Source organism: Gordonia sp. GONU, from assembly GCF_024733855.1.
GTDB classification, from domain to species: domain Bacteria; phylum Actinomycetota; class Actinomycetes; order Mycobacteriales; family Mycobacteriaceae; genus Gordonia; species Gordonia amicalis.
The window spans coordinates 1-18,831 of the sequence record NZ_JANRHB010000032.1; the positions used below are offsets into that span (position 1 = coordinate 1).

Below are 18,831 nucleotides of genomic sequence, written 5' to 3' on the forward strand. Positions count from 1 at the left end.
ACACCCGCAGTCACCCGAACCCTCACCGTGGAGTATCGACGCCCGGTCCCACTGCACACCCCCGTGCACATCACCGCCTCCCTCGTCGACGAAACCGACCGCGCGCTCTTCATCGAAGCCAACGGTACCGTCGGCGACACAACCTATTTCGCCGCAGAAGCGGTCTTCGTAAAGGTCGATCTGAGCCATTTTCGTCATCACGGAGACTCGGGCGCCACAGCAGACCTCATCACCCGATTCTTCCAGGCCGACTAGCGACCGCTAGGCACGCCAGCAAACAGAAGAGTCGCCCCAAAACCATCAGCTGTCTGATCCTTGCGCACCCGCATTGAGATCCACCTCCGGCGGACTCGCCATCAGTAGACGGCGAACCGCCCGGGGGTGGCGATTGTCGTATGTGGGCGTGTGATCAGTTGGTTCTTCTTGCGGGCGGGACGTTCGTCCTCCCGGCGTGTTCTGCGTGCCATGGATGTCTCCTGAGGTCGTGGTTCACCAGCTGGACTTGTGGATACCGGGCAACTCTCCGCGATGAGCGAGTTCGCGGAACCGCACACGGGAGAGACCGGCTCCGATGTATCCGCGCGTTCTACCGGTCCTCCTGGAAATCGACGTGGGCGCGGGCGATCGGGTCGTACTTGCGGAGCACCAAGCGGTCCGGGTCGTTGCGGCGGTTCTTCCGGGTCACGTAGGTGTATCCGGTACCGGCCGTGGACCGGAGCTTGACGATGGGCCGGATCTCGTTGCGCGCCATCAGATCTTCTCTCCTCGAGCGCGCATCGTGCGCAACACGGACTCGATGCCGTACCTGTCGATGGTCGAGATCCCCTTCGTACTCACCCGGAGGGTGATGTACCGGCCCTCGCTGGGGACGAAGTACCGCTTGCGCTGGATGTTCGGGTCCCAGCAACGCGACGTACGTCGATGGGAGTGCGAGACCTGTTTGCCGAAGCCCGGTTCACGGCCGGTGACCTGGCACCGTCGAGACATGACGTCCTCCTTATTGACAATGATTGGCATTAGTGTCGCGGCCACGGTACCGTCGACCTCACGTAAATGGAAATGATTCTCAATAGCCAGGAGTGTTGCCGTGTTCGAGCCCGACGCCGCCGACGGTCAGATGCGCCACCTGCCGGCCGACATCCGGACGCCAGTCGTCCTGGTGACCGGCCTCGACCGGCCCGTCCTCTCGCGGATCGGCGACGCGCTGGAGGCCGACGCCGGAACGGTGCAGGTCCATCACGATCTGCGACACGTCGGCGAGGGCCGGGTGGTGCGAACACTGAGCTGGCGGGAGGCCGATGGTCGGCGGCGCGACGGGGTCACCGTGATCGAACTCGCCCACGGCTGTGTGTCGTGCACGCTGCGGGAGGACCTGCTTACCCTGCTTCGGCGTCTTCATCGGCGATCGTCGGTGCGGCGCATCGTGCTCACGCTCGACCCGATTCTGGAGCCCGAACGGGTGGCCTGGTCCATCGAGCACGTCATCGTCGACGGCATGTCCGGCATCCCGGCGGCACCGGCAGCACTGGACGTACGGGGCGATTCCACGATCACCGCTGTGGCAGAACAGGATTGGCTGGATTCCGCGACGGGCGACCGCATCCTCGGCGAGGTATTGCCCGTCCCGCCCGACGACGAGCGCACACTGGCACAGGTCGCGGTCGGTCAAGTCGCCTTCGCGGACGCCCTCGTCGTCGCCGGAACGGATCCCAGCACTCGGGACGCCTGGGAATCCGCTCGTCTCATGGCCGTCCTCAAGCGGCTGGCACCGCAGGCGCCGATGATGTTCGAGCTGCCGGAACGCCCGGTCAGTCCCCTGCTGATGGAGCAGCTGGTCACCGCGATCCCGCGATCCTCGCGCCGGGGGCGCATCGACGGACCACACGACCCGCTCCTCGCCGATCAGCCCTCCCTCGACCCTGATTGCGGTGTCACCTGGATGGAGTTCACCGCCGACCGGCCACTCCATCCCGGTCGCCTGCACGACGCGATCGATTCCCTTCTCGACGGCGTGGTCTGCGCCCGTGGGCGGCTGTGGCTCGCCACGCAATCCGGCGAGGCGTTGTGGCTGGAGTCGGCCGGCGGCGGTCTGCGCGTCGCACCCGGAGGACGCTGGCTGGCCGAGATGGACGACGACGAACTCACGCAGGTCACACCTGAGCGGCGCGCACTCGGCGCGCTGCGCTGGGACGACGACCACGGCGATCGCCATTCGTCGTTGGTCGTGCTCGTCCACCGCGGCGTCCCGGACGACATCGCCGATGCATTACGCAACGCCTGCGTGAACGACGTCGAATTCGCTGCCGGACAGGAGTTCTGGTCAACGTTCGACGATCCTTTCGGACGGTTCCACGCAGACCCCTGCGACGACGTCGACGACATCGTTGTCCCGATGGCCGACAGTCCCATGACCGGGGATCCATCCGACAACTGACCCGGCGACCACGACCACGTGGAGCGACGGAAATGTGTACCCGCTCATCGTCATCGACGTCACCAGCGACTCGCACCCCTTCTACACCGGGTGTCCACCATCCCCGACGTCGCGGGGGCGGGCCGAGAAGTTCCGGCGCCGGTATCCACATCTGGACCGGTGACGTATCGCCGATCCTCAGGCATGGTGGAGAGATGGCGGACAACGAGCAGCCCGACTGGACGACCACCGAAGCCGACCTGAAGGCCGACCCCGACATGCCCGAGCAGCCCGGCGAACGAGACGGCCCGGGGTCGGTGTTCCCCTCGGCCGACGACACCCCGATCGGTGAGACCAAGCGCATCGCGGAGGAGAAGGCCACCTACGACGCGGCGCCAGCCGATGCCGATTCGAGCAGGGATCATGCGGTCGGCGGATCGGAGGGGACTGCCGATGGCCAGTGAACGACGCACCATCGTGCTGACAGGTGCCAGCGACGGGATCGGTGCCGTCGCGGCCCGCGCGCTGGCCGGGCCCTCGACGAATCTGGTGATCGTCGGACGGTCCCCACGGAAACTCGCGCCGATCGCCGCCGAAACCGGTGCGACTCCGTTCACCGCCGACTTCGCCGATCTCTCCGAGGTGCGTGAGCTGGCCACTCAGATCGTCGGCACCGTCGACTCCATCGACGTCCTGATGAACAACGCCGGTGGGACGTTCTCGCCGTCGATGCGGACCGCAGACGGACACGAGCCGAACTTCCAGATCAATCACCTCGCGCCGTTCCTGCTGACCAATCTGCTGCGCGACCGACTGGCCGCCGGCGGTCCGTCGCTGGTCCTGAACACCTCGAGCGTCGGCAATCTCGCCGGGAGTGTGGATCTCGACGACCTGGACTTCGAGCGACGCAGGGCATTCGGCGGACGAACCTACGGCACCGCGAAGCTGATGAACATCCTGTTCACCCGCGGCATCGCGCAGCGCTGGACAGATGACAAGATCTATTCCGCCGCAGTGCATCCCGGTCCGGCGGCGACCAGTTTCGGTCGGGACTCGCGACTCGTCGGCCTGGCCTACCGATCCCCGCTTGCCAAGCTGGTGACCATCACACCGGAGCAGGGCGCCGCACCACTCATCGCACTCGCCGAGCGCGGCGCGGATCCGTCGGTCAACGGCGTCTATTTCAGCCGCCACAAGCCGAACGGACGCGAGAACCGTCAGGCACACGACCAGAGGCTCATCGACGGCCTGTGGGAGAAGTCGGCGGAACTGACCGGGCTCACCTGACCCGCTGACGGGTCATCCCAACCGAAGGAGAGCAAGATGACACACAACATTCTCTTCGTCATGACCGGCGCCGATGCGTGGACGCTGAACGACGGATCGAGTCACAAGACCGGATTCTGGGCCGAGGAGGCGGCGGCGCCCCTCGAGGTCTTCCGCAAGGCCGGCTACTCGGTGACCGTCGCAACGCCGGGCGGCGTGCGTCCACCGGTCGACGAGGGCAGCCTCAGTCCCGACGCGGTCGGCTCCGCGGAACGCGCCGACGAGATCCGGAATGTGGTCGAGACCGCGCCCGAACTCCAAAAACCCATCGCGCTGTCCGACGTGAAGATCGCCGATTACGACGCCGTATTCGTGCCCGGCGGCCACGGACCGATGGAGGATCTCGCAGTGGACGCCGATGCCGGCGCGCTCCTCATCGCCGCCGACCAGGCCAAGAAGACGATCGGCATCGTCTGTCACGGACCCGCGGTCCTGCTGGCCGCGAAGGGCGAGGACGGCGCGAACGTCTTCTCCGGCCGCACCGTCACATGCTTCGGCAATGCCGAGGAGCAGCAGGCCGGGTTGGCCGACAAGGCACCCTGGCTGCTCGAGGACCGGCTCACGCACGAGGGCTTCAAGGTCACCCTCGGACTGCCGTGGACCGTGCACACCCAGGCCGACGGCAACCTGCTCACCGGGCAGAACCCGGCGTCGTCGGAGAAGCTGGCGCACGAGGTCGTGCAGCGGGTGAAAAAGATGGCGGAGGAGTCGGCGTAGCGCCGGTCAGGCCGGTAACAGCCCCGTGACGAGCGCATCGACGATGTCGTCGATGCGCTCGTCGGGCAAGAGCGGTCCGGTGAGCTGATCGAGGATCAGCCCGTCCACCGCGTAGTGAAAGAGCGCGATCTCCCGCGCCGATCCGGGCAGGCCGGCCTGCTCGTTGAAGGCCACGTCACCGGCGAACCCGGTATGACGCCACGTGCCGATGATCTCGGCGACCTCGGGTCGTCGGATGCCCTCGAGCCGTAGTTCGATCAGCGCGATCGTCACGTCGCGATTGGCAAGAAGCCGTTCGACGATGTTGCGCAGATACTCGGCGAAGAGCTTCTGACTCGGCGGCCGGCCGGCGCGCTCGGCAATGAATTCGTCACTGGGCGCGAGACGCTCACCGATGCGCTCGACCAGCCCGTGGAGGAGCGCTGCCCGGTTCCGGAAGTAGTTCGTCGTCGTGCCCTGCGGAACGCCCGCCTCCCGATCCACTGCACGGTGCGTGAGTCCCCGTGCGCCCGCTGTCGCGAGCACCGTCAGTCCGGCGTCGGCGAGTGCGCGGCGTCGTTCGTCGTTTCGGGCCATGGCAAAAACGATAGCGCGAACCACTACAGCTGTTGTACATTCCTAACCACTACATCTGAAGTGATTGGAGTGAGCATGCGAGAACTCGTGTACTACGTGGCGGTGAGCCTCGACGGGTACATCGCGGGACCGGACGGACAGTTCGACGCCTTCCTCGTCGAGGGCGACCACATGACCGGCATCAACGAGCGCTTCCCCGACACGATCCCCACCGACTACGCATCAGCCCTCGGCATCGACCAGAGCGGCGGTGGCTTCGACACCGTCCTCATGGGAGCCAACACCTACGCCGTCGGACTGCCGGAAGCTCCGAGTCCGTACCGGCACCTCGACCAGTACGTGTTCACCCATCACCCGATGCAACCGGTCGACGGGGTGACATTCACGGACCGGGATCCCGTCGAGCTGGTGCGGGAACTCAAGCCCCGGGAGGGCAAGGACATCTGGTTGTGCGGCGGCGGATCCCTGGCGACGCAGTTGGCCGCCGAGATCGACCGACTGGTGCTCAAGCAGCAACCGCTGCTGTTCGGCAACGGCACCCCGTTGTTCGCGCCGGGGTCGTATGCGCCGGGTCGGTTCGAACGGGTCAGCAGCCGGGAGTTCGAGACCGGGGTGACGTTCACGGAGTACGTCCGCGCGTGACCCGCTCACATTCTCCGTGTGCGCGAAACCAAAACGCACCACCGGGGTCCGGTGGTGCGTTGCGGTTCTTTCAGTGGTGGAGCCTAGGAGATTCGAACTCCTGACATCTGCCTTGCAAAGGCAGCGCTCTACCAACTGAGCTAAGGCCCCGTGCCGACCGAGAACAGGTCGACGGGTGCGAATCGGAAGTCCGAAAACTTCGGTGTCGCAGTGGGCCTAGGAGGACTTGAACCTCCGACCTCTTCGTTATCAGCGAAGCGCTCTAACCGCCTGAGCTATAGGCCCTTGAACCGAGAAGTGAGGTTACCCGACGGATCCCCGACCAGCCAAAACGGCTGGTCAGGGGCTCGACTCAGTCGAGGTCCGCGAGGGTCACCTCGGCGCCGCCGACGAGGTCGGCACAGATGTTGTAGATGTAGCTGCCGACCGTCGCGATGGCTGTCAGCAGGATGGCGTTGATGGCCCCCAGCAGGGCCGCCACGCCGAAAACGGTGCCGGCTCCGATGACATCCCCGGCGGAGCTCGATTCGTCCGCCACGAGCGTTCCGAAGCTGTTGTTGACCTGATCCCAGATACCCATGCCGTCGAAGATCAGGTACAGCACGGCGATGGCGATCATCCAGATGAAGAACCCGACGAACGACAGCACCGCGGCGATCTTGAAGGTCGCCCACGGATCGATCCGGCGCAGTTGCACCGCCGCGCGCAGAGCCGTGCCGGCTCCGACCTGACGCGGAGCCGACCGCGGAGGAACCTTCGCCGGCGCAACGGCCGGCGGCGCCTCCGGCGGACGCTTCAGATCGGCCGTGTGGTGGATCTGATCGAGATCGGGCAGATCCTGTCCGGGCAGGTTCTCCCGGTCGATCGTGCTCGTCGGCGACTCGACGAAACCGGGCTCGTCGGTCGCGACGGCCGAACCCGGTCGCCGTGGACTGTCGAGCTTGGTGACGGGAGCCTGCTGGCCGCTCATGCTGGCGGCGGCGGTGCCGCTGTTGGTCACGATGCCGCGCGGCGGCGGGCCGCCACGGTGATCCTGCGGCGGGCCGCTTCGATTCTCCTGCGGCCGGCCGTCGCGATTGTCCTGTGCGTTCGGGCGCGAGTCGTCCTCACGCCCGAACGCCTCGGTCGGCGCGGAGCCCGACGAATCCTCGACCGGTCCACGCTGCCACGGCGGCACCAGCCCACCGGTCGGTGTGCCCGAACCGGGACCGGACGGGCGCCCGTTCTTTTCCTGGTTCGGCTCGTTCGGTGTGCTCACAGGCAATCCCTCACTCTGGCGTCACTGCCGATGGACATCGACGCGTCGGGTCACTTTCTACCGTCACCGACTGGTCGGCTGCACGTGTTCTCAACCCTAACGCCTACTCCGAGGCGTCCGTCTCCTCCGGCTCGTCGGCGTTGCGGGCGATCGCGATGACGGTGGTGCCCTCGTCGAGGTTCATCAGACGCACACCCTTGGTCTGGCGTCCCGCCTTGCGGACCTGCTTCGCCGCGGTGCGGATGACACCGCCGCCCGAGGTGATCGCGTACAGCTCCGAGTCGTCGTCGACGATGAGCGCGCCGATGAGTTCACCGCGCCGACGGTCGTGGGCGATGGTGAGCACACCCTTGCCGCCACGGCCCTGGACGGGGTAGTCGTCCATACCGGTGCGCTTGGCGTAACCACCCGACGTCGCGACGAGCAGGTAGGTGTCCTCGCGAACCACGTTGAGCGACAACAGGGTGTCGTCGGCGTTGAACCGCATGCCCTGGACACCCGACGTCTGCCGGCCCATCGGACGCAAGGCCTCGTCGTCGGCGTGGAAGCGGATCGACTGACCCTTCTGCGACACGAGCAGCAGATCGTCGTCGGCACTGCACAGCTGGGCGCCGACCAGTTCGTCCTCACCGCGCAGGTTGATCGCGGCGATGCCGCCGGAGCGGTTGGAGTCGAAGTCGACGAGCTTGGACTTCTTCACCAGACCGTTGCGGGTGGCGAGCACCAGGTACGGCGCGTCCTCGTAGGTCTTGAGCTGGATGACCTGCGCGATGCGTTCCTCCGGCTGGAAGGCCAGCAGGTTGGCGACGTGCTGGCCGCGTGCGGTGCGGTTGGCCTCGGGCAGCTCGTAGGCCTTCGCCCGATAGACCCGGCCCTTGGTGGTGAAGAACAGGATCCAGTCGTGTGTCGAGCACACGAAGAAGTGCTTGACGATGTCGTCCTGCTTGAGACCCGCGCCCTGGACGCCCTTGCCGCCGCGACGCTGGCTGCGGTAGAGGTCGGTCTTGGTGCGCTTGGCGTAGCCGGTCTCGGTGATCGTGACGACGACGTCCTCGCGCGCGATCAGATCCTCGTCGCTGACATCACCGTCGGCGGCGATGATCTTGGTGCGGCGCTCGTCGCCGTACTTCTCCACGACCTCCTTGAGCTCGTCACGCACGATGGCGCGCTGACGCTCCGGCTTGTCGAGGATGTCCTTGTAATCGGCGATCTCGAGCTCGATCTCGGCGAGTTCGTCGACGATCTTCTGACGTTCCAACGCCGACAGGCGACGCAGCTGCATCGCCAGGATGGCGTCGGCCTGGATCTCGTCGATGTCGAGCAGCTCGATGAGGCCGGTGCGCGCGGTGTCGGTGTTGGCCGACCGGCGGATCAAGGCGATCACTTCGTCAAGCGCGTCAAGGGCTTTCACCAGACCGCGCAGGATGTGTGCGCGTTCCTCGGCCTTGCGCAACCGGTACCGCGTGCGCCGTACTATGACGTCGATCTGGTGCGCCACGTAGTAGCGGATCATCTGGTCGAGACGAAGGGTGCGCGGCACCCCGTCGACGATGGACAGCATGTTGGCGCCGAAGCTGGTCTGCAGCTGGCTGTGCTTGTACAGGTTGTTCAGCACGACCTTGGCCACCGCGTCACGACGCAGCGTGACCACGATGCGCATGCCGACGCGGTCCGAGGACTGGTCCTCGATCCGGCTGATGCCCTTGAGCTTTCCTTCGTTGACCTGCTCGGCGATCGACTGGATGAGGTTGTCCGGGTTGACCTGGTAGGGCAACTCGGTGACCACCAGCGTGGTGGTGCCCTTGTTCTCCTCGATGTCGACGACGCTGCGCATGCGGATGCTGCCGCGACCGGTGGTGTAGGCGTCCTTGATCCCCTGGCTGCCGACAATCAGTCCGGCCGTGGGGAAATCGGGTCCCTTGATGCATTCCATGCAGGCGGCGAGGGTGGTCTCGTCGTCGGCGTCGTGGTTCTCCAGGGCCCAGAACACCGCGTCGGCAACCTCATTGAGGTTGTGCGGCGGCATGTTGGTGGCCATACCGACGGCGATACCGCCGGATCCATTGATCAGCAGGTTGGGGATCCGCGCGGGCAGGACCGTCGGCTCATTGGTCTTGCCGTCATAGTTCGGCGTGAAATCGACTGTCTCCTCGCCGATGTCACGCAGCATCTCCATGGCGAGCGGGGTCAGGCGGGCCTCGGTGTAACGCATGGCGGCCGCGCCGTCGTTGCCGCGGGAACCGAAGTTGCCCTGTCCGTCGATGAGCGGATAACGCATCGACCACGGCTGGGCGAGACGCACCAGGGCGTCATAGATCGCCGTGTCGCCGTGGGGATGGTAGTTACCCATCGTCTCCGCAACGGGTTTCGCCGACTTCACGTAGCTGCGGTCGGGTCGGAAACCGGCATCGAAGGATGCGTACAGAAGTCGGCGATGCACCGGCTTCAGGCCGTCGCGCACCTCGGGGAGCGCGCGGCCCACGATCACGCTCATCGCGTAATCGATGTAGCTCTTCTGCATCTCCTGGCCGAGATCGACAGGTTCGATGCGGTCGCCTTCACCGCCGGCGGGCGGCAGGGTGGTGTCAGTCATTGTGGTTTCTTTCTCCGATCACTGCGAACTCAATCGATCCGTGATCAGACATCAAGGAAACGAACGTCTTTCGCGTTACGGGCGATGAAGCTTCGACGTGCGGCGACGTCCTCACCCATGAGGATGGAGAACAGTTCGTCGGCGGCAGCGGCGTCGTCGAGCGTCACCTGGCGGAGGACGCGCACCGCCGGATCCATGGTGGTCTCCCACAGTTCCTTGGCATTCATCTCGCCGAGACCCTTGTAGCGCTGGATGCCGTCGTCGCTGTTGATCTTCTTTCCGGCCGCACGGCCCGCCTCGAGCAGGCCGTCGCGCTCGCGATCGGAGTAGGCGAACTCCGGAGCCGACTTCTGCCACTTGAGCTTGTACAGCGGCGGCTGCGCCAGGAACACGTGACCGTGCTCGATGAGCGGACGCATGAAACGGAACAGCAGCGTCAGCAGCAGCGTCGAGATGTGCTGGCCGTCCACGTCGGCGTCGGCCATCAGCACGATCTTGTGATAGCGCAGCTTGGAGATGTCGAATTCGTCGTGGATGCCGGTGCCGAAGGCGGTGATGATCGACTGGACCTCGGCGTTCTTGAGGACGCGATCGATACGGGCCTTCTCGACGTTGATGATCTTGCCGCGCAGCGGGAGGATCGCCTGGTACATCGAATCGCGACCGGACTTGGCGCTACCGCCGGCCGAGTCGCCCTCCACGATGTAGACCTCGCACTTGGTCGGGTCGTTGCTGCGGCAGTCGGCGAGCTTGCCGGGGAGGCCGCCGATGTCGGTTGCGGTCTTGCGGCGCACCATCTCTCGTGCACGACGCGCCGCCATGCGGGCCTGTGCGGAGTCGGCGGCCTTCTTGATGATGATCTTGGCCTCGGCGGGATTCGCCTCGAACCAGTGACCCAGGTGCTCGTTGCAGGTGCGCTGGACGAAGCCCTTGATCTCGGTGTTGCCGAGCTTGGTCTTCGTCTGGCCCTCGAACTGCGGATCGGCGACCTTCACCGAGATCACCGCGGCGAGACCCTCGCGGATGTCGTCGCCGGTGAGCTTGCCGTCCTTCTCCTTGATCAGCTTCTTCTCGAGCGCGTACTTGTTGACCGTGCTGGTCAGCGCCGCACGGAAGCCCTCTTCGTGGGTGCCGCCCTCATGGGTGTTGATCGTGTTGGCGAAGGTGTGCACCGACTCCGAGTAACCGGCGTTCCACTGCATCGCGATCTCGACCTCGTGCCCCTCGCCCTTGGCGTTGAACCCGATGACGGTGGTGTGGATCGACTGCTTGGTGCGGTTGAGGTGCTTGATGTAGTCGACGAGCCCGTCCGGGTAGTGGTACGTGCGCGTCTTCGGCTTCGCCGCGGCCGCGGCCTTCTCGGTCTCGGTCTTGACCGTCTCGGCGACCTCGGTGGTCGGGGCGGCCTCGTCGTCGCCGTTGGCATCGCCCGGCGCCTCGACGGCCTGGGGTCGCTGGTCGGTCAGCGTGATGGTCAGACCCTTGTTGAGGAAGGCCATCTCCTGCAGACGCCGCGCCACGGTCTCGGCGTTGAACCGGGTGGTCTCGGTGAAGATCTCCGGGTCCGGCCAGAACCGCACCGTCGTACCGGTCTTACGGGTGGCGTCGCCCTTCTCCAGGGGACCCGGCTTGGCGTAGGAGTAGGTCTGCTCCCAGTTGAAGCCGTCGTTCGCGATCTCGAGCTCGACCTTGGTCGACAGCGCGTTGACCACCGAGATGCCGACGCCGTGCAGACCACCGGACACCGCGTAGGCATCGGAGTCGAACTTGCCGCCGGCGTGCAGCTGGGTCATGACGACCTCGACGGTGGGAACGCCGGTCCGGTGCATGCCGGTCGGGATGCCACGACCGTCGTCGACGACCTGGACGCCGCCGTCCTCGAGGAGCGTGACGTCGACGCGGCTTGCGAAGCCGGCCATCGCCTCGTCGACCGAGTTGTCGACGACCTCCCAGATCAGATGGTGCAGGCCGCGTTCACCGGTGGAACCGATGTACATGCCGGGCCGTTTGCGGACGGCTTCCAAACCTTCGAGGATGTTGATCGAGTCGGCGCCGTACTCTGACGGCTTCTTCTTGCTCTTCTTGGGTCCGGTGTCGTTGGTGTCGGCCACGAGGTGCGTCCGCTCCTGTTCTGCTCATCGGCGGATCCCAGGTACCCGGTATCCGTCGTCGATCTACTCGACCAGGGGGCGGGCAGGGCGATGCGCACACAGGAATGCCCGGGACTTCCCGGGTTGCCTGAAGGCGACGGTCGATCTGCCGTTTGTGGTCCCCTGTCGGGACAACTCCTCACAGTGTACTGCCTGACTTGCCCAGGAACGTGCATCCGGGGCCGCTAACAGGCCCTCAGATCGATTATTTTGGACAGAGCCCGGTTCGATCGTGGCCTGGGGAGGAAAATCGGCTCACGGGGCGCATCGACTAGTAATGTGCGGTCGAGTCTGCTAGGCCCGGCTCACCCGTAGGTGTCACGGGGGCCCCTCCCCCGCACATGTCGCTCGCCTTTTCGCCACGACGGCCCCTTGGGCCCGCTGATGCGCAGGGACTTCACCACGCCGTCGCCGACCGCCGCCGCGATCTTCGCCAGGATCTGCGACTGCACGTACCGCAGCTGCGTCGCCCACGCGGTGGACTCGGCCTGCACGTGAAGTACGTTGTCCCGCAATTCAATCGGCTTCGCATGTGCGGCGATGTCGGCGCCCACGATCGTATCCCACATCCCGAACAGGGTGCCCTCGCCGATCTTCTCCTGCCAGCCGCGGTCCTTGGCCAGGCCGCCGACGAGACGACCGAACGGCTGGGGATCCCGCGCGTCCGGCCCCGACCCCGACCATCGCTTACGGCTCTGCGCACCCCTGGGTGTCCGGCGGACCGGAGACGCTCGACCGCGTCCCACCGACTTCCCGGCCGCGCGCGCCGCGGCGCGCGCCTCCTCGAGGGCCTTGCGGGCACGTTCGTATCCGCCGAGTTCGCCCGGCTCGATCGGCCGGTTCGACGGCTCCCCCGCCGCGTCGGGACGCGACCCGTGTGTTTCGTCACTCATCGGAGACCCCACTCACCGGTTCCTCGACCCGCTCGGTCACCGCATCCGTGTCGTCCCCGACGATCGTGGAGCGACGACCGTCCTCGTCGTCGAGGACGTCGACGAAGATGCGGCGACCACCGATCTCGGTCGGGATGTCATCGGCGACGGCGGCGGTGATCAGCAACTGCTCCGCGCCGGCGGTGAACTCCACGAGCTTCTCCCGACGCTTCACGTCGAGTTCGGCGAAGACGTCGTCGAGCATGATGACCGGCTCGATGCCCTCGGCGCGCGTCAACTCGACGGATCCGAGCCGCAACGCCAGCGCCAACGACCACGATTCACCGTGGGAGGCAAAGCCTTTCGCCACATCAGCGCCGAGGACGATGTCGATGTCGTCGCGGTGTGGTCCAACCAGGCACATACCTCGCTCGATCTCTTTGTCGCGCAGTTCGCCCAGTCGCTCGGCGAGGACCTCACTGATCGACTCGGCCGTGGCGGTGTCGAACTCGACCCCGCCGGGAGGCCGGTAGCGCAGCGTCGCCGGCCGTGAATGCGGCGCGATCGAGGCGTAGGACCGGGTGAAATGAGGTTCCAGTTCGCCCAGGACCTGCAACCGTGCGGCGGTCACCTGACCGCCGAGATCCGCGAGCTGGCCGTCCCAGACATCGAGGGTGCTGATGACCGAGTCGGCCTGGTCCCCGCCTCGACGCAGGGCCGCGGCCGCCGTCTTGAGCAGTGCCGACCGCTGTCGCAGCACCCGGTCGTAGTCGGCACGCGCGGCCACCCAGCGGGGACCGCGCTGCGCCACGAGTTCGTCGATGAAGCGTCGACGATCGCTCGGATCCCCACGGACCAGCGACAGATCTTCCGGGGCGAACAGCACGGTGCGCAGGATCCCGAGCAGATCGCGGGAGCGACGGGCCGGACTGCGGTTGATCGACGCCTTGTTGGCGCCTTCGGCGTTGATGCGCAGCTCCACCGTCAGTTCCCGGCCGTCGTTCTCGACGGTGGCGGTGACCAGAGCCGACGCGGATCCGGAGTGCACCAGCGGGGCGTCGGAACTCACCCGATGGGACCGCAGGGTCGCCAGGTAGAACAACGCCTCGAGCAGGTTGGTCTTGCCGAAGCCGTTCCGGCCGGTGAAGACCGTCGGGCCGGGCCGCAGATCGAGGTCCACAGCCCGCCACGAGCGGAAATCCCTCAGGTGCAGCTCACGAACGAACACTGTCGGTTGCGGTGATCGGCTGGGTGCGTGGTGCGGGTCAGCCCGGCAGGCGGACCGGCATCAGCAGGTAGCTGAACGCGCTCTCGGGGGCCACGAAGGCGCCGGATTCGTCGGCGACCGGATCCTCGCCGCTGGCCGGGCGCAGAACCGCCGGACGGCTCGGGGTGGTGAAACCGAAGTCGACGCTGTCGGCGTTGATCGCCGACAGCCCGTCCTGCAGGTAACCCGGGTTGAACGCAATGGTCAGCGGCTCGCCGCGGAACGACACCGGCAACTCTTCCTCGGCCTTGCCCGCTTCGTCGCCACCGGCGGTGAGCAGCACGGATCCCTCGGTGAACTCCATCCGGACCTGGGCGCCCCGCTCGGCGACCAACGCGACACGGCGGATCGCCTCGATCAGCGGAGCGCTGTCGATGGTCGCCACCGCGGTGTGGCTGGCGGGCAGCAGCTGACGGAACTTCGGGAACTCTGCGTCGAGCAGACGCGTGGTGGTCTTCTTGGTCTCGCCCAGAATGCCCAGGATGCCGTCGGATCCGATGGCGGCACCGGCGCCGAAAGCCAGCGAGACCACGCCGGTACCCTCCGCGCCGGCGGTCTTGGCACTCTCCGAAAGCGTCTTGGCCGGGACGAGAACCGCGCCCTTGGTATCGGGGTCCGAAGGCTCCCACTGCAATTCGCGCACCGCGAGGCGGAAACGGTCGGTGGCCGCGAGGACCACTGAGTTGCCCTCGATCTCCACTCGCACGCCGGTCAGCATCGGCAGGGTGTCGTCCTTGCCGGCCGCGACGGCCACCTGGGAGATCGCCTCGGCGAACAGCTGCGACGGGATGGTGCCGGTGATCGACGGGACGTCGGGCAGCTGCGGGTAGTCCTCGACCGGCATCGTCGGCAGGGAGAACTTGGCGCTACCGCAGGTGATCGCGACGCGGGAACCGTCGAGGGTCACGTCGACGGGCTTGTTGGGCAGCGCCTTGGTGATGTCGGCCAGCAGACGACCGGACACCAGCACCTGGCCGGGCTCGGCGACCTCGGCGCCCAGGTTCTCCTGGGCCGAGACCTCGTAGTCGAATCCGGAGACGGTCAGACCGGTCTCGCCGACGTTGAGCACCACGCAACCCAGGACCGGTACCGGCGGACGAGAGGGCAGGCTTCGAGCGACCCAGGCGACGGAATCAGCGAACTCGTCACGTGCGACACGGAACTTCATGCTGGGAGGTTGCCCTTCTCTCTCGTGCGGATCGTCGGCATGCCGAAGCCGAAACGGCGGCATGGTCGATCACGTCCCACTTCCGGGAATCCCACTGTAGAACGCCACCGCCGATGCCGGGATGGTTGGGGCCAAGTCAGTCCGTCCGCGACGGCGGGGGCGCTCGGCCCGCGGATGGGTGTTGTGCACAGCCCTTCTTACAAAAGATTTCTCTTTAGAGAGGGATCCATCTCAGTAATAGGAACTGTGGAATCTGTGGACAACCGTGCCATCGGGCCAGTCGGACGGGGTACGCGGGTGTGTATGACCGGTGGACTGTCGTTGAGCCGAATCCCAAGAGTTTGTGGAGAAAACTTGTTGTTCGCGCGGCGTCCACCGACAGTGCACAAGTCTGCCCCTGTTATCCCAAGCCGGTGCACAGCCTTCGGACGCCGAAATCTGTCGTTCGTGATGGCCTGTCGAGTGCGGGAGGACACAGAAACTACGACGCGCGAGTCTCGACCCGGGGAGCAGAGTTGGGGTTCCGAGCGGCCGGGGGTGACCTCGATACGCAGCCGGCGACAGATCCCTCGCGGGCAGTCCTCGGCATGTGCCGACAGACGACACGCGCCTCCCGGGCCCGAGGGCACGAGAGGCGCGTGGAAAGCGGAGAAGAGAAGGAGCCCGCTCAGCCCACCGCACGCTGCTTGATACGCGCGGTGAGCTCCTGGACGTGGTCGTAGACCTTGCGCCGCTCGGCCATCTCCTTGCGGATCTTGCGCTCGGCGTACATGACGGTCGTGTGGTCCCGGTCGAAGGTCTCACCGATCTTGGGCAACGACAGGTCGGTCAGCTCGCGGCACAGGTACATCGAGATCTGACGTGCCTGGGCGATGGACCGGGTCTTGCCGGGGCCGCGCAGTTCCTCGAGCGAGACGTCGAAGTACTCGGCGGTGATCGCCAGGATGCTGGCGGCACTGACCTCGAGGGTGCCCGAGTTCGGCAGCAGTGCCTGGAGAACGACGTCCGCGAGGGACTTGTCGAGAGCGGCGTCGTTGAGCGAGGCGAAGGCCGTCACGCGGATCAGCGCACCCTCGAGTTCGCGGATGTTGCGTTCGATCTTCGACGCGATGAGCTCGAGAACGTCGTCGGGCACGGCGATGTTGTCCATCTGCGCCTTCTTGCGCAGGATGGCGATACGGGTCTCCAGATCCGGCGGCTGAACGTCGGTGATCAGCCCCCACTCGAACCGGGTCCGTAGCCGATCTTCAAGTGTTGCAAGCTGTTTCGGCGGACGGTCGGACGAGATGACAATCTGCTTGCTGGCGTTGTGGAGCGTGTTGAAGGTGTGGAAGAACTCTTCCTGGATACCTTCTTTTCCGACCAGGAACTGGATGTCGTCGACGAGCAGCACGTCGACGTCGCGATAGCGACGCTTGAACGCCACCCGTCGGTCGTCGCGCAGCGAGTTGATGAAGTCGTTGGTGAATTCCTCGGTCGAGACGTACTTGACGCGCATCCCGGGGAACAGACGCTGGGCGTAGTGCCCGGCCGCGTGGAGCAGGTGGGTCTTGCCCAGCCCCGACTCTCCCCAGATGAACAGCGGGTTGTACGCCCGGGCCGGGGCCTCGGACACCGCGACCGCCGACGCATGCGCGAAGCGGTTCGACGCACCGATGACGAAAGTGTCAAAGGTGTACTTGGGGTTCAGGTTTGCGCCGGAGGGAGACGGCGTGGTCGTCGGCCGCTCGGCGAAGTACGAGGCCCAGTCGCCCGACGGCCTCCCGGTGTCGGCGCCCGGTGTCTGTCCGGTACCGGGAGTGGCCGGGAATCCGGCACCGATGGCCGCACCCGGCACCGCGGAGTAGTCGGACGCGACCGCCGCGCCGTTGACCGCGCGGGGTTCGGGAGCGGCCGGATCCGGTACGGGTTCGTCGTTGCGCGGGGTCGCGATGCGGACACCGAGATCGACCGGCTCATTGAGGTGACGACTCAGGACCGAACGGATGGTCTCCCGCAGATTCCGCTCGATCTGCTCCTGGACCAGAGCGGTCGGCACGGTGAGAAGAGCGAAACCCTCAGTGAGTGTGAGGGGACGAACCAGTGACAGCCACGCCTTCTGCTGGCGTGTCAGTGGTTCATGGTCACGTGCGGCTTCGTCGTCGTTGAGTTCGGCGACGACCTGCTGCCACACCTCACCGAATGTGTCGCGGTCTGAAGTCACGGGGCTGGCCTCCTGACCCGGAAAACTACCAGCGTTGACGAGGGCCGGGGCACCCACGTCATCAACCGCATCTCTCCACAGAGTTATCCACACCTGTGTACAACGGTGATGACGAACTTGGGACTTTGGTCGGTAACCTCGGTTTCCCAGGGACACATCCTGGTGTCCGGCAGGGGTTCGCGGCCGACGCTGTGACAGAACGTAACAGAGGTCTCGGCGGGGTACAAAGCGATCGGGACAATTGACTCGTTCGGACTGATTTTCGTGACTCAAGTGCTTCAGAACACACCTGGTGGGACACTGTTCAGCCGGCCCGACGACCGCGTTTGATTTGAGCGCGCGCTATCAGTAGTCTCGACTGGTCATCCAGGTAGCGGATTTGCGCGGCGTTTTGTCAAGTTCGCCGAGTTCATCACCGACACGAGTTCGGCACCGTTCTGGATCAACGACCAACGACAACATGTGGGTCACGTGCGGGTAACCGGCGTGCTCACAGGGAGCACAAGGAGTCACCGTGGCCAAGGGCAAGCGTACTTTCCAGCCGAACAATCGTCGTCGTTCGCGCGTGCACGGCTTCCGTCTGCGTATGCGGACCCGCGCCGGCCGTGCGATCGTCAGCAGCCGTCGTACCAAGGGCCGCGCGAAGCTCACCGCCTGATCGTCGGCTACTCACCGGATCCTCGCGGTCCGGTCAGCTGATCGATGACTGCGTCTTCTCATCGGATCTCTCGTGGATCCGACTTCTCACGCACCCTCAAGTCCGGTGCGCGGGTGAATGCTCGTGACTTCGTCGTACACCTGGCACCGGTCAGCTCACAGTGGCCGGATCCCACCGGGCTGCGACGCGATGTCGCCATGACAGGTGGACCCTGGCTCGGCCTTGTCGTGAGCAAATCGGTGGGCAACGCCGTGGTCCGTCACGCCGTCGCCCGACGCCTACGGGCTGCGTTCGCGGCGACGAGGCACCTCTGCCCGACCGTGGAGACCTACGTGGTGATCCGCGCCCGACGCGGCGCCGCGGACAGGACCGGTGAAGAACTGGCCGACCAACTGCGGTCAGCCTTCACCAGCCGCCGGGTCGCCGATATGGCGCACTCCGTGGCGGTACCCACCGGGGCCGGTGTCGGACGATGAGCGACGCCGAGCTGGATGACCGCGGATTGGTCCCCTCCCCCACCCGGGACCACTCCCCCACCCCGTCATCGTCGACGCCGATCACTCGGACCGACTCGCCCGCGCCGGCGGACGATCAGCTCACCGTTCTGGCCCGGATGCGCCGAGGAGCCCACCTGCTCCCGCGCCGCACGGTCATCTTTCTCATCGAGCTCTACCGGACGTGGGTTTCGCCTCTTCGCTTACCGACGTGCCGGTTCGAGCCGACCTGCTCGGGTTATGCAGTGGAAGCGCTCGAACGTCACGGTTTTCTGTACGGCTCGGCGCTGGCAACGATCCGGCTGCTCAAGTGCGGGCCGTGGCACAGGCCCGGATACGACCCGGTTCCGGACAAAGGTCCCCGTGAACTGTGGAGTGACCTTTGCGGCCGGGTCCGTGAACTCTCCGGCGGGCAGCAGTCGGCCCACAGTGGCCGGAGCCGGACCCATCAGCCACCGTCCCGGCGGAACGATTCCACCTAGAGAACAACAAGT

The 18,831-nt window shown here is 66.0% G+C and carries 19 protein-coding genes, 2 tRNA genes and 2 pseudogenes; 10 read left to right on the forward strand and 13 right to left on the reverse strand.

The features are described 5' to 3' along the window. A pseudogene (locus NWF34_RS20625) lies at window positions 1-255 on the forward strand (PaaI family thioesterase); the annotation flags it as partial. A 234-nt stretch (window positions 256-489) separates the two neighbouring features. Here the strand turns inward: NWF34_RS20625 and NWF34_RS20630 are convergent. The 3 genes and pseudogenes from NWF34_RS20630 to rpmB all read right to left on the reverse strand — a co-directional run. Next, window positions 490-591: pseudogene (locus NWF34_RS20630) on the reverse strand (30S ribosomal protein S14); the annotation flags it as partial. Next, the gene (gene rpmG, locus NWF34_RS20635) at window positions 587-751 is read right to left on the reverse strand and encodes a 50S ribosomal protein L33 (RefSeq protein ID WP_024497920.1); all 165 of its coding nucleotides are present in this window, start codon (window positions 749-751) and stop codon (window positions 587-589) included. The gene rpmG and the pseudogene NWF34_RS20630, both read right to left, overlap by 5 nt. Beyond that, on the reverse strand, window positions 751-987 hold the full coding sequence (gene rpmB / locus NWF34_RS20640; protein ID WP_191834624.1) for a 50S ribosomal protein L28: 237 nt from the start codon (window positions 985-987) through the stop codon (window positions 751-753). Before rpmB ends, rpmG begins: the two co-directional genes overlap by 1 nt. A gap of 130 nt (window positions 988-1,117) precedes the next feature. Between rpmB and mrf the strand changes: the two genes are divergently transcribed. Genes mrf through NWF34_RS20665 form a run of 5 tightly spaced genes read left to right on the forward strand, consistent with a single transcriptional unit; the run spans window position 1,118 to window position 4,456 of the window. Further along, entirely contained in the window at window positions 1,118-2,434 is a 1,317-nt protein-coding gene (mrf, locus tag NWF34_RS20645; RefSeq protein WP_258325989.1) for a ribosome hibernation factor-recruiting GTPase MRF, read from the forward strand. Beyond that, a complete protein-coding gene (locus NWF34_RS20650; protein ID WP_081712389.1) occupies window positions 2,418-2,597 on the forward strand; it encodes a 50S ribosomal protein L31 in 180 nt (59 codons plus the stop codon). The genes mrf and NWF34_RS20650 overlap by 17 nt, the downstream gene beginning before the upstream one ends. A 31-nt stretch (window positions 2,598-2,628) precedes the next feature. Continuing rightward, a complete protein-coding gene (locus NWF34_RS20655) occupies window positions 2,629-2,877 on the forward strand; it encodes a hypothetical protein (protein ID WP_024497922.1) in 249 nt (82 codons plus the stop codon). Beyond that, window positions 2,867-3,700 (forward strand): SDR family NAD(P)-dependent oxidoreductase, encoded by an 834-nt coding sequence (locus NWF34_RS20660; RefSeq protein ID WP_024497923.1) that lies wholly within the window; start codon window positions 2,867-2,869, stop codon window positions 3,698-3,700. The genes NWF34_RS20655 and NWF34_RS20660 overlap by 11 nt, the downstream gene beginning before the upstream one ends. Window positions 3,701-3,736: 36 nt before the next feature. Beyond that, entirely contained in the window at window positions 3,737-4,456 is a 720-nt protein-coding gene (locus NWF34_RS20665) for a type 1 glutamine amidotransferase domain-containing protein (protein WP_024497924.1), read from the forward strand. A gap of 6 nt (window positions 4,457-4,462) precedes the next feature. On the opposite strand, the gene NWF34_RS20670 is transcribed toward NWF34_RS20665, so the two are convergent. Beyond that, window positions 4,463-5,032 carry a TetR/AcrR family transcriptional regulator gene (locus NWF34_RS20670; protein ID WP_024497925.1) on the reverse strand — a complete coding sequence of 190 codons (570 nt, stop codon included), beginning with the start codon at window positions 5,030-5,032 and terminating at the stop codon, window positions 4,463-4,465. Between the two features lie 75 nt (window positions 5,033-5,107). Here NWF34_RS20670 and NWF34_RS20675 point away from each other — a divergent pair, with 75 nt between their 5' ends. Beyond that, the gene (locus tag NWF34_RS20675) at window positions 5,108-5,674 is read left to right on the forward strand and encodes a dihydrofolate reductase family protein (RefSeq protein ID WP_024497926.1); all 567 of its coding nucleotides are present in this window, start codon (window positions 5,108-5,110) and stop codon (window positions 5,672-5,674) included. Between the two features lie 74 nt (window positions 5,675-5,748). Here the strand turns inward: NWF34_RS20675 and NWF34_RS20680 are convergent. The 9 genes from NWF34_RS20680 to dnaA all read right to left on the reverse strand — a co-directional run bounded on the left by NWF34_RS20680 (window position 5,749) and on the right by dnaA (window position 17,185). Continuing rightward, a tRNA-Ala gene (locus tag NWF34_RS20680) sits at window positions 5,749-5,824 on the reverse strand. A gap of 61 nt (window positions 5,825-5,885) precedes the next feature. Beyond that, window positions 5,886-5,959: transfer RNA gene (locus tag NWF34_RS20685), tRNA-Ile, on the reverse strand. Window positions 5,960-6,026: 67 nt separating this feature from the next. Next, complete coding sequence (locus NWF34_RS20690) at window positions 6,027-6,932, reverse strand: DUF3566 domain-containing protein (protein ID WP_024497927.1); 906 nt, start codon at window positions 6,930-6,932, stop codon at window positions 6,027-6,029. Window positions 6,933-7,035: 103 nt separating this feature from the next. After that, window positions 7,036-9,525 (reverse strand): DNA gyrase subunit A, encoded by a 2,490-nt coding sequence (gene gyrA, locus NWF34_RS20695; RefSeq protein ID WP_024497928.1) that lies wholly within the window; start codon window positions 9,523-9,525, stop codon window positions 7,036-7,038. Window positions 9,526-9,569: 44 nt separating this feature from the next. Beyond that, the gene (gene gyrB, locus NWF34_RS20700; RefSeq protein WP_024497929.1) at window positions 9,570-11,636 is read right to left on the reverse strand and encodes a DNA topoisomerase (ATP-hydrolyzing) subunit B; all 2,067 of its coding nucleotides are present in this window, start codon (window positions 11,634-11,636) and stop codon (window positions 9,570-9,572) included. 344 nt (window positions 11,637-11,980) lie between these two features. Further along, window positions 11,981-12,568: a DUF721 family protein gene (locus NWF34_RS20705; protein WP_006437503.1), complete on the reverse strand. Its 588-nt coding sequence runs from the start codon at window positions 12,566-12,568 to the stop codon at window positions 11,981-11,983. Then, window positions 12,561-13,775: a DNA replication/repair protein RecF gene (gene recF / locus NWF34_RS20710; RefSeq protein WP_258325986.1), complete on the reverse strand. Its 1,215-nt coding sequence runs from the start codon at window positions 13,773-13,775 to the stop codon at window positions 12,561-12,563. Before recF ends, NWF34_RS20705 begins: the two co-directional genes overlap by 8 nt. A gap of 37 nt (window positions 13,776-13,812) precedes the next feature. After that, on the reverse strand, window positions 13,813-14,982 hold the full coding sequence (dnaN, locus tag NWF34_RS20715; protein ID WP_006437505.1) for a DNA polymerase III subunit beta: 1,170 nt from the start codon (window positions 14,980-14,982) through the stop codon (window positions 13,813-13,815). A gap of 667 nt (window positions 14,983-15,649) precedes the next feature. After that, a complete protein-coding gene (gene dnaA, locus NWF34_RS20720; RefSeq protein WP_024497931.1) occupies window positions 15,650-17,185 on the reverse strand; it encodes a chromosomal replication initiator protein DnaA in 1,536 nt (511 codons plus the stop codon). Between the two features lie 514 nt (window positions 17,186-17,699). On the opposite strand from dnaA, the gene rpmH reads away from it, so the two are divergent. The 3 genes from rpmH to yidD are packed head-to-tail and all read left to right on the forward strand — an operon-like array spanning window position 17,700 to window position 18,819. Further along, window positions 17,700-17,843: a 50S ribosomal protein L34 gene (gene rpmH, locus NWF34_RS20725; protein WP_006437507.1), complete on the forward strand. Its 144-nt coding sequence runs from the start codon at window positions 17,700-17,702 to the stop codon at window positions 17,841-17,843. Window positions 17,844-17,887: 44 nt separating this feature from the next. Continuing rightward, window positions 17,888-18,319 carry a ribonuclease P protein component gene (rnpA, locus tag NWF34_RS20730; RefSeq protein ID WP_024497932.1) on the forward strand — a complete coding sequence of 144 codons (432 nt, stop codon included), beginning with the start codon at window positions 17,888-17,890 and terminating at the stop codon, window positions 18,317-18,319. After that, on the forward strand, window positions 18,316-18,819 hold the full coding sequence (gene yidD / locus NWF34_RS20735) for a membrane protein insertion efficiency factor YidD (RefSeq protein WP_152528503.1): 504 nt from the start codon (window positions 18,316-18,318) through the stop codon (window positions 18,817-18,819). Before rnpA ends, yidD begins: the two co-directional genes overlap by 4 nt. Window positions 18,820-18,831: the final 12 nt, after the last annotated feature.

Excerpts from the sequence above, each read along its gene's own strand:
- rnpA (WP_024497932.1), top strand. The coding sequence starts at position 17,888 with ATGACTGCGTCTTCTCATCGGATCTCTCGTGGATCCGACTTCTCACGC.
- dnaN (WP_006437505.1), bottom strand. The coding sequence starts at position 14,982 with ATGAAGTTCCGTGTCGCACGTGACGAGTTCGCTGATTCCGTCGCCTGG.
- NWF34_RS20665 (WP_024497924.1), top strand. The coding sequence starts at position 3,737 with ATGACACACAACATTCTCTTCGTCATGACCGGCGCCGATGCGTGGACG.
- NWF34_RS20675 (WP_024497926.1), top strand. The coding sequence starts at position 5,108 with ATGCGAGAACTCGTGTACTACGTGGCGGTGAGCCTCGACGGGTACATC.
- mrf (WP_258325989.1), top strand. The coding sequence starts at position 1,118 with ATGCGCCACCTGCCGGCCGACATCCGGACGCCAGTCGTCCTGGTGACC.
- NWF34_RS20660 (WP_024497923.1), top strand. The coding sequence starts at position 2,867 with ATGGCCAGTGAACGACGCACCATCGTGCTGACAGGTGCCAGCGACGGG.
- NWF34_RS20670 (WP_024497925.1), bottom strand. The coding sequence starts at position 5,032 with ATGGCCCGAAACGACGAACGACGCCGCGCACTCGCCGACGCCGGACTG.
- NWF34_RS20705 (WP_006437503.1), bottom strand. The coding sequence starts at position 12,568 with ATGAGTGACGAAACACACGGGTCGCGTCCCGACGCGGCGGGGGAGCCG.
- rpmG (WP_024497920.1), bottom strand. The coding sequence starts at position 751 with ATGGCGCGCAACGAGATCCGGCCCATCGTCAAGCTCCGGTCCACGGCC.
- NWF34_RS20655 (WP_024497922.1), top strand. The coding sequence starts at position 2,629 with ATGGCGGACAACGAGCAGCCCGACTGGACGACCACCGAAGCCGACCTG.
- gyrA (WP_024497928.1), bottom strand. The coding sequence starts at position 9,525 with ATGACTGACACCACCCTGCCGCCCGCCGGCGGTGAAGGCGACCGCATC.
- yidD (WP_152528503.1), top strand. The coding sequence starts at position 18,316 with ATGAGCGACGCCGAGCTGGATGACCGCGGATTGGTCCCCTCCCCCACC.
- rpmB (WP_191834624.1), bottom strand. The coding sequence starts at position 987 with ATGTCTCGACGGTGCCAGGTCACCGGCCGTGAACCGGGCTTCGGCAAA.